8 protein-coding genes are annotated in these 8,115 nt (G+C 38.5%); 5 read left to right on the forward strand and 3 right to left on the reverse strand.

Going from position 1 to position 8,115, the window contains the following annotated elements:
• The first annotated feature begins 79 nt into the window (after positions 1-79).
• From Q0P34_RS01645 to Q0P34_RS01665, 5 genes are all read left to right on the forward strand, one after another.
• The gene (locus Q0P34_RS01645) at positions 80-1,138 is read left to right on the forward strand and encodes a carboxypeptidase-like regulatory domain-containing protein (RefSeq protein ID WP_294951911.1); all 1,059 of its coding nucleotides are present in this window, start codon (positions 80-82) and stop codon (positions 1,136-1,138) included.
• A 21-nt stretch (positions 1,139-1,159) separates the two neighbouring features.
• The gene (locus Q0P34_RS01650) at positions 1,160-3,427 is read left to right on the forward strand and encodes a hypothetical protein (protein WP_294951913.1); all 2,268 of its coding nucleotides are present in this window, start codon (positions 1,160-1,162) and stop codon (positions 3,425-3,427) included.
• Between the two features lie 54 nt (positions 3,428-3,481).
• Positions 3,482-3,604 carry a hypothetical protein gene (locus tag Q0P34_RS01655; protein ID WP_294951916.1) on the forward strand — a complete coding sequence of 41 codons (123 nt, stop codon included), beginning with the start codon at positions 3,482-3,484 and terminating at the stop codon, positions 3,602-3,604.
• Between the two features lie 467 nt (positions 3,605-4,071).
• Positions 4,072-5,094, forward strand: coding sequence for a sugar-transfer associated ATP-grasp domain-containing protein (locus Q0P34_RS01660; RefSeq protein WP_294951917.1), 1,023 nt, complete (start codon positions 4,072-4,074; stop codon positions 5,092-5,094).
• Between the two features lie 24 nt (positions 5,095-5,118).
• The gene (locus tag Q0P34_RS01665; RefSeq protein ID WP_294951921.1) at positions 5,119-5,595 is read left to right on the forward strand and encodes a serine acetyltransferase; all 477 of its coding nucleotides are present in this window, start codon (positions 5,119-5,121) and stop codon (positions 5,593-5,595) included.
• 93 nt (positions 5,596-5,688) lie between these two features.
• Here Q0P34_RS01665 and Q0P34_RS01670 read toward each other — a convergent pair whose 3' ends face one another.
• From Q0P34_RS01670 to Q0P34_RS01680, 3 genes are all read right to left on the reverse strand, one after another.
• The gene (locus Q0P34_RS01670) at positions 5,689-6,219 is read right to left on the reverse strand and encodes a GNAT family N-acetyltransferase (RefSeq protein WP_294951924.1); all 531 of its coding nucleotides are present in this window, start codon (positions 6,217-6,219) and stop codon (positions 5,689-5,691) included.
• A gap of 4 nt (positions 6,220-6,223) precedes the next feature.
• Positions 6,224-7,846, reverse strand: coding sequence for an FGGY-family carbohydrate kinase (locus Q0P34_RS01675; protein ID WP_294951927.1), 1,623 nt, complete (start codon positions 7,844-7,846; stop codon positions 6,224-6,226).
• Positions 7,847-7,873: 27 nt separating this feature from the next.
• Positions 7,874-8,115 (reverse strand): hypothetical protein (locus Q0P34_RS01680; protein WP_294951930.1); only part of this gene is annotated, 242 nt, incomplete at its 5' end.

An 8,115-nucleotide genomic window follows, 5' to 3' on the forward strand; every position in this document is an offset into this window, starting at 1 on the left:
TGTCCTATGATATTCTGCGGAGGGGTTTACTCTCTGCAGGGTATCATATAAAAAACAAGAACTTTGGGGGGGTTTCACAATGAAACGTTCTATAAAAAGCTTCTTAACTACCCCATTCGTTTGTTTAGTTTTAATAATTTCTATGTTTGCACTACCGTTTAGTGCAAATGCCGAGGCAGGAACCCTCGGCACGGAAACACCAGAATTAACCTGTGCATTTACCGGCACAAACGGAAAAAAAGCCGACGGCAACAGGCTCCAACCCGGTACCTATTACGTTGACCTTGTTCTTTCCGGAATGAAGGCAGTTTCCATAGTTGAGTTAACGGCAACCTACGACCCGAACGTTATTACCGATATCTCTGTTTTAAGCACCTATGCTGATGAACACAATGATATGCGTTTGGGCGGTCAAAAAATTGAAAATAATACTCTTTCTGTTTTCCAAGTTGCTGAAAGTGATGATGCATCTACAATCGATACAAACGGGACTGTAATGGTCTCACTTTCTGTTACAGTCGCATCCTCTTGCGATTTCGCAGATGTATTTGCATTTTCCACAAACCCTACTGTGTGCTTTATCGAGGCATCATACCTTGATGGCGTTAACGATTGTTACGTCCTTGACACAAGCATCGAAACCAAAGGCAAAACTTATCCAATGACAGCTGACGAATCTCCATACTTTTTGGTAACAGAGTTTGATGTCACAGGTGAGGTTACTATTGCTCATGAGCTTACAGGTATTGCAACAACTGCTCCTGCAAGCGGAATCACAGTATCAATTAAGAATACTGACATCAGCACGGTAACAAATGCCGACGGTTCGTTTACCTTAACCGGTCTTGGTGTTGGTGAATATACACTTGTGTTCAGCTCAGCACACACAATTGACAGAGAGGCTACGCTCATCGTTGCAAGAGAAAATGCCGACTATGACCAAATCACCGTTGACAATATCGGTCTTTGTGTTGTAGACTATAATAAGGACGGCAAATTTGATTCAACTGATGCTGCGTTGTATTCAAAATTCAAAACAGATTTGAACGGTGACGGTCTGTTCGACGAGAACGATCACACAATCTTCAAATCCTTCTTGAGAAAAACCGTTGTTTATTCTCAACTTACATTAAATTAATTTCGGAGGAAACTATATAAAATGAAAAAATCATTCAAAAAAGTAGTTGCAATCCTCTTGGCAGTATTAATGATGGTATGCTCATTCCCTCTTACAGCTTTGGCTGCGGGCGGTACAAGAGCTAACATCAAGCTTCAGTTTGGTTCTGTAACAAACAGTGCATCTAATATCAAAAACTACGCTGTTGACAGAAATAATAGTGTGGCAAACTTTTCAAAATATACAGGTATGAACTCAAACGAGCTTACCTATTCAAATGGTGCTATCAGTGGTTATGAAACCGGTGATTTCTTTACAATTTCTGTACTTGTTGAAAACATTTCGCAGATTTCTGCAACAGAAATTGCCGTAAAGTATTCAGACGCTATTGAGCCTGCATTCCTTAAGAACTCAGGTTCTCCGGCTCCTGCTGTATATACAGATAGCGCTGCTGCATACACCGGCTTTGGAAAGCTTGAAGCAATTACTGCACAAAGCGGTAACGCAATTTACAATACAACTTCTACTGTCGGCGAAACATCATACATTGATGCAGAAAAGCGTGTTATGCACGCAAATTTCGCCGTTCAGACAGGTGCAGATGCAATTGATTTGACAAAAGCAACTTCTGCTGGTAAGTATTCTCTTACAAACAGTGCAATCATTGCAACATTTATGTTCAAGATTGTAAACTCAAATGCAATCACTTTCTCAATTGACACTGCATCTGACACATACTATCTTAACACTATCGCTAACGGCGGTTCAGTTAATGAGTACAAGACATATGCTCCAAAGGTAGATGATGACGCTTCAACTGCCGAGCTCGACTTTATGGGCAAGAACGAGCATGTTGGCTCAACAACACAAACTTACACAATCAGATTTGTAGACGCTGACGGTAAGCAGATTTCTTCAGCTCAGTATGAAGAAGGCGCTGCTGTAATCGCTCCTCAGCTTCCTGCAGTAACTCATGATGATGCACAGCATTACACATATGCTTGGGATAAGGAAATTCCTGCAACAGCAACAGCTGACGGAACTTACACCATCATCAAGACAGGCGCAGCTCATACATGGGATGCAGGTGTTACAACTAAGGAGCCAACCGCAACCGAAACAGGTATCAAGACATTCACATGTACATTTAACGGCTGTGGCGCTACAAGAACAGAAGAACTTCCTAAGACAGAAGTAGCGTGTCAGCATGAGTATGTATGGACATACAATAAGGACGCTTACAGAGATTCGAATAAGGTTGAACACGACGGTACAGAAACCGGTGTCTGCAGCAAGTGTGGAGATACAATCACAAGAACTGCAGTAGGTACAGGTTCACTTCGTGCAACAACATATAACCTTACTCTTTCGGCAGGTATTGCTGTAAACTTCAAAACAAAGACTACTACAGTTAATAAGTTTGATAAAGTTTGGTGTGAGGTTGAGAAGTTCGATGCTTCAACCGGCAAATACATGAAGCCTGAAGTAATAGAGGATAGCTTTGTAGATGGTAATAATACGGCATTCAGATTTACTAAGATTGCACCTCAAACTATGGCTGATAATATGATTGTTAAATTCTGCGCTGAAAGAGACGGAATTACCTATGAGGGAACAATTACAACTCAAGTTAATGTTAGAAGCTATGTAATGGGTCAGTTGAATAAGCAAACATCAAAAACATCTGCTGCAACTCTTTTTGTTGACATGCTTAACTATGGTACTGCAGCTCAAGATTATATGAGTTATAATCAAACGGATTATATCAATTCACAGTTAACAGATGTTCAAAAGTCTTGGGCAACTCCATTGATTGCTAATGATGATTATGTTAATTCTCAAAATTTGACATATGTTGTTTGTGAAAATCCTCAAGCTGCATGGAGAACAGCTGCTCTTAGACTTGAAAGTTCAGTAGACTTTAAGTTGAGCTTCTCTGATGCTGCAAAGACTGACACATTGACAGATATTAGCAATATTAAGATTAAGGTTCAATTAGAAGATGGAACAATTAAGTGGTTTGATCCAATCAATAATCCGGAGTCATTTGAACCGTATAAAACCAGCAGTCAAAATGTTGTAAAGGGCAGATGGTACTTTACAACAAGCGATATTCCTGTAGCAAATCTTGTTGATCCGGTTTATCTTACAATTTGTGATGCTAACGGCAACCCTATTTCAAACACATTTAGATACAGTGCTGAAACATTTGTAAAGGCACAACAAGGAAAAGCTATTAAGGATACTCTTGATCATATGATGGTATACGCTAAGGCAGCGTATAATTATAATCTTATGGGTGGTAAGTAATTATTATTTATAATATGATGATTGCTAAATAAACATAATGGAGGTGAAACCAGAATGAAGTACTCAAAGCCAGTAGCAGAGCTCGAGAAGTTCGCAGTTGTTGACGTTGTAACAACATCAACAACACCAAAACCAGGCGGCGGTGGTGCCATTGACACTGAGGACGAAGAACTTTAATTCTGTCTTACTTAATGGAAGGAAGTGGGGAAACCCACTTCCTTTTATTAATTAGTTAATTGATTTCATAAGATATAATGTTATTAAAGTATCTAAATATATATTTTTATGTAAAAAATAATATGAGTTGTTACATTTTATGATGAGATTAAGTAGAACAAAGTTAATGCAATATTTCGTACCGGTCATAATAATTATCCTATTTACAATGATAGTCAAGGGGAATTGCTGTAGGGTGGTATTATGAAAACTTTTTTGTGGATATAATAAAAGATTTATAATTCATCCAGACAATTATCATGTTTTTAAAGGATTTCAAATTCCGTGGTGGCAAGAAGCATTAGATATTATATTAAAATGTTGCATAAAGAATTCAGAATTTAGTTTTACTACTCCTTTTTATTGACAAAAAACAGAACATAAAGTATACTTTAAAAAGAAAGACTATTATATGGAGGTAATAAAATGTGATTAATTGGCAAGAATTTGATAAAGAGCTAATTAATGCTTTTGAGGTCTATCTCCCTGATTATAAGCAAATAGACGAATTAACTATGCAAAATATAATTTGTGATATAATTGAGTCAAAAGAAAAATATGAATTTGCATATTATAAAGAGTATTTTATGTATAATTTTCATGAGGAAAATGAGAACGTTAGATCTACATTTTGCGGAGAAGGATTATACAAAAAATGTGTATATAATTCTTTAAAAGATTTTGATGACAAAGTTGTACTGTTTAAAAACAAGATGAAAACATATGAAGCTCTCAAACCGTTTTATAAAAGAGATATTATTGAGGTAAAAGACTTTTCGGATTATCAAAAATTTGTTGATTTTGCTAATAAAAACAGAACATTTATTGTAAAAGAAACCTTGGGTTCGTTAGGTAGAAATGTAAATAAAATCACTATATCGAAAGAACTTGATGCAAAAACAGTTTTTTTAAATATATTGCGTTATGGTGGCTGCGTTTGTGAGAGTTGGATTGAACAAAGTGATATTTTTAAACAATTCAACGAATCTTCTGTAAATACTGTAAGAATTGTTGGAATATATGATGGTGAAAAAGTACATAGAATGCATTCAATTATCAGAACAGGAAGAACGGGAGCAATTGTTGACAATGCTGCTCAGGGTGGAATTTTTGCAGAAGTAAATGTTGATACCGGAGAAGTAGTGTCAGACGGTTATACTGAAATAAATACGGATCAATTTGAAGTACATCCTGATTCAAAAGTCAAATTTAAGGGATTTCAAATTCCTTATTGGGATGAATTGATAGAATTGATCAATGAAATGCACAAACTGTGTTATCCAATCAGTTTGGCAGGTTGGGATTTAGCACTTACAGATAATGGATGGGTTTTAGTCGAGGGTAATAGTAAACCATTTATGTGCGACATGCAATTACTTCATTATAAAACCTGTGGTGTCGGATTAAAAAAAGAATTTCAATTCTTTTTAGACAAATTTTCTGATAAATAAGGAATGTGTTTGATGTTAAACATTATGAAAGCAAAGACTAATAATTTTTGGATAATCAGAGAAAAACTTTTAAATGAAAGCAACTCATTTAAGAAAAAGTATTATAAAAGAAAGTATAAAAAACTTCTAAAAGAAAACGGTGCTTGGATTCCTTTGAGTGCCGATATAAAAGAAGTGCCACTTATGCCACATGGAATAAAAGGTGTGTTTATTTCTAAAAATGCAACAATAGGTAAAGGCTGTACGATTTTACATCAGGTAACTATTGGCTCAAATGCTTTTGATGATAGCAAACATACAGGTTCTCCGGTGATTGGTGATTATGTTTTTATTGGTGCCGGAGCAAAAATCATCGGTGGAATAAAAATAGGGAATAATGTTAGAATAGGAGCCGGTTGTGTAGTGTGCGAGGATATTCCGGATAATTGCACAGTAGTTTTGCCTAAACCGGTGATAATTGAACATAAAGAATCTCGAAATAATAAATATAAAATATTATAAAAAATGTCTTACTCAAAATTGAGTAAGACATTTTTTTAATCAAGCTGCTTCTTATCCGTTAAGTATTTCAAAATTCTTTTTGTTGCATTTGGTTTAATACTTTTTTAGGTAGTAATATGCTTTTGCTGTGTCGCCGTTGGTGTATTGGATAATTGGATTTGTTTCAACATCGCCGATTTCTTTCATACCGCTTTTTTCCATCAATCGCCTTGAGCCTATGTTAGCCTCGTCGCATCTGGAGTAAACCTTATCTATAGGCTGTGTTTTGCAGTAATCCAGCACGGCAGATATTGCCTCTGTTCCGTATCCGTTGTTCCAACAGCTTGGGCTTATTTTGTAATTCAGATAAAACTGACGTTCCAAATGAGGCATAAGCTCAACATAACCTATCATTTTATTTTTCAGCATTATACCCCAAAAGTAATAGTCTTTTTTTCTGTATTTTACAAATTTACGGCAAATAAAGTCACGTGTGAATTTTTTGGTATACGGAGCCTTTGCCATATTGAATTCTGCCATTTGAGGAAGAGTAAGCCATTGCGCCTGCGCAAGCCTCCATGGCATAATTTTTTTCAGGACTAATCTTTCTGTCCTTATAGTTTTTGTGCCGGTTGCTTTCTTCATAAGCTTATCCGTTCAGAATTGCAAAGTTTTCCTTGTTGGATTTGTAAAGGTTTTTGAACACCTTAAAGTTTCTGTCGTAAACATCCTTGTTTGCTTTGTTTGGATGGTAAACAGTTTTTGCAGGGATGAGCTTCTTTACCTCGGTCATTGAGCTGATCATACCTGTACCTACTGCGATACAAGCTGCCGCACCGACGGCACCGATGTTTTGCGGTGAGTCCACAACCTCAACATCTCTTTGCAAAATATCTGCAAGGATTTGGCAGGTGGCAGCACCCAAAGCACCGCCGCCACAGAAGCGAACGGAATTTGTTTTCTTGTACTTTGCAACCTTTTGCTCCTGCCTTTCGAGCATCCATCTCATATGGAAGCACACACCCTCAACAACAGCTCTGATAAGCTCGGTTTTGCCTGTTTCAAGATGAATGTTAAAGAACATACCTGCGGCATTCGGGTCCTCAAACGGACAACGGTTGCCGTGAAGCCACGGTGTAAATATTACACCGTCAGAGCCCGGATTTGCTCTGTCAATAACCTCTTCAAGATAATCGTAAAGGTTAAAGCTTTGCTCCTCCAAGTCGTCCTTTTTGTGACCGTATTTCTTAAGGAACACACCGATTTCGTCAAGTGCAAGGTGCTCCTTAACCCAGCCCATACATTTGTTGGATGTTTCAAGCTCGGCAAAGTAGTTGTAGTTTTCAGGGTTGGCACCAACGATAGCTGCCATCATAGCACCTGCGTCTACAAGCTGCTCCGGAACAACTGTGCCTACCCAACCCGATGTACCTGAATATATGTGGGTGTCACCGATTTCGGTTGCGCCTGCACCTACACCGATAAGGGATGCGTCACCGCCGCCGCCGTATACTGCGGTGCCCTCTGCAAGACCAAGCTCCTCGGCTGCCTGCTTTGTAACCTCGCCGACCTTTTCCGTGCTTGCCTTGATTGGAGGCATATGCTCAATGTTTACACCTACCATATCGCAGATAGGCTTGCACCAGCCCTCGTGGCCCTTGCGTGTATCATAAAGCAATGTGCCGAACGCAGAGTCATTTGTCATAACAAATTCACCGCTGCAACGCAAAATCATATATTCCTTAACATCAAGCCATTTGTATATTTTCTTAAAGTTTTCGGGCTCGTGTGCCTCAACCCACTTGTATTTCCAAATAGGGTCCTTTACCGATGAAGATACAGCACCGGTGTACTTGAGGTATTTCAAAAGCTTTGTAACCTCTGCACCTGCAATCTGGAAGCCGTGTGCAATACCCTTTTTGATTTCCTCTCTTGCACGCTGATCCATATATGTCATAGGACGGCGAATACACTTTCCGTCCCTGTCAACAAGAACAAGTCCCTGCATTGCGGAGCAAAAGCTGATGCCCTCAATTTGCTCTTTTTTTACCTTTTTGCACTTTTTGAACACTTCCTTTGTGGTAACGCACATTGCATTCCACCACTCGTCAGCATCCTGCTCGCTTCCGCCCTTTACTCCTGTTTCGTCGTCTACATAAAGCTTGTAGCCCTCGGTAGCGGAGCTAAGGATTTTGATTTCGTTGTCGATTTCGATAAGGCAGGTTTTGATGCCTGTTGTACCGATGTCATAGGTGATTACGTACTTGCTCATATTTTCCTCCGTATGTAAAATAGTTTGTTACTGTTTTTCAAACGTAAATGCAGACTCAATAAATTTAAGCAGCTGCTTTACGATTTGGTCCTCCGAAAGCTCTTCAACATTAACCCCTGTGTAAATTTCAAGCCTGTTGCGATAGTAGTCGCAGGTGAATGAAAACTGAAGCGAGGTTAACAAATTGTCAAGGAAAAATGCAAACAGACGAGGATCCATATCCTGCCTTAAATCTCCGCTTGCCAACGCGTCGGTAATACATTTTATAT

Origin of the sequence: uncultured Eubacterium sp., from assembly GCF_945980375.1 — a bacterium.
Classification (GTDB): Bacteria; Bacillota; Clostridia; order Oscillospirales; family Acutalibacteraceae; genus Eubacterium_R.

Coding starts and splice junctions, on each gene's coding strand:
- Q0P34_RS01645 (WP_294951911.1), top strand. CDS start 80: ATGAAACGTTCTATAAAAAGCTTCTTAACTACCCCATTCGTTTGTTTA.
- Q0P34_RS01650 (WP_294951913.1), top strand. CDS start 1,160: ATGAAAAAATCATTCAAAAAAGTAGTTGCAATCCTCTTGGCAGTATTA.
- Q0P34_RS01655 (WP_294951916.1), top strand. CDS start 3,482: ATGAAGTACTCAAAGCCAGTAGCAGAGCTCGAGAAGTTCGCAGTTGTT.
- Q0P34_RS01665 (WP_294951921.1), top strand. CDS start 5,119: ATGAAAGCAAAGACTAATAATTTTTGGATAATCAGAGAAAAACTTTTA.
- Q0P34_RS01670 (WP_294951924.1), bottom strand. CDS start 6,219: ATGAAGAAAGCAACCGGCACAAAAACTATAAGGACAGAAAGATTAGTC.
- Q0P34_RS01675 (WP_294951927.1), bottom strand. CDS start 7,846: ATGAGCAAGTACGTAATCACCTATGACATCGGTACAACAGGCATCAAA.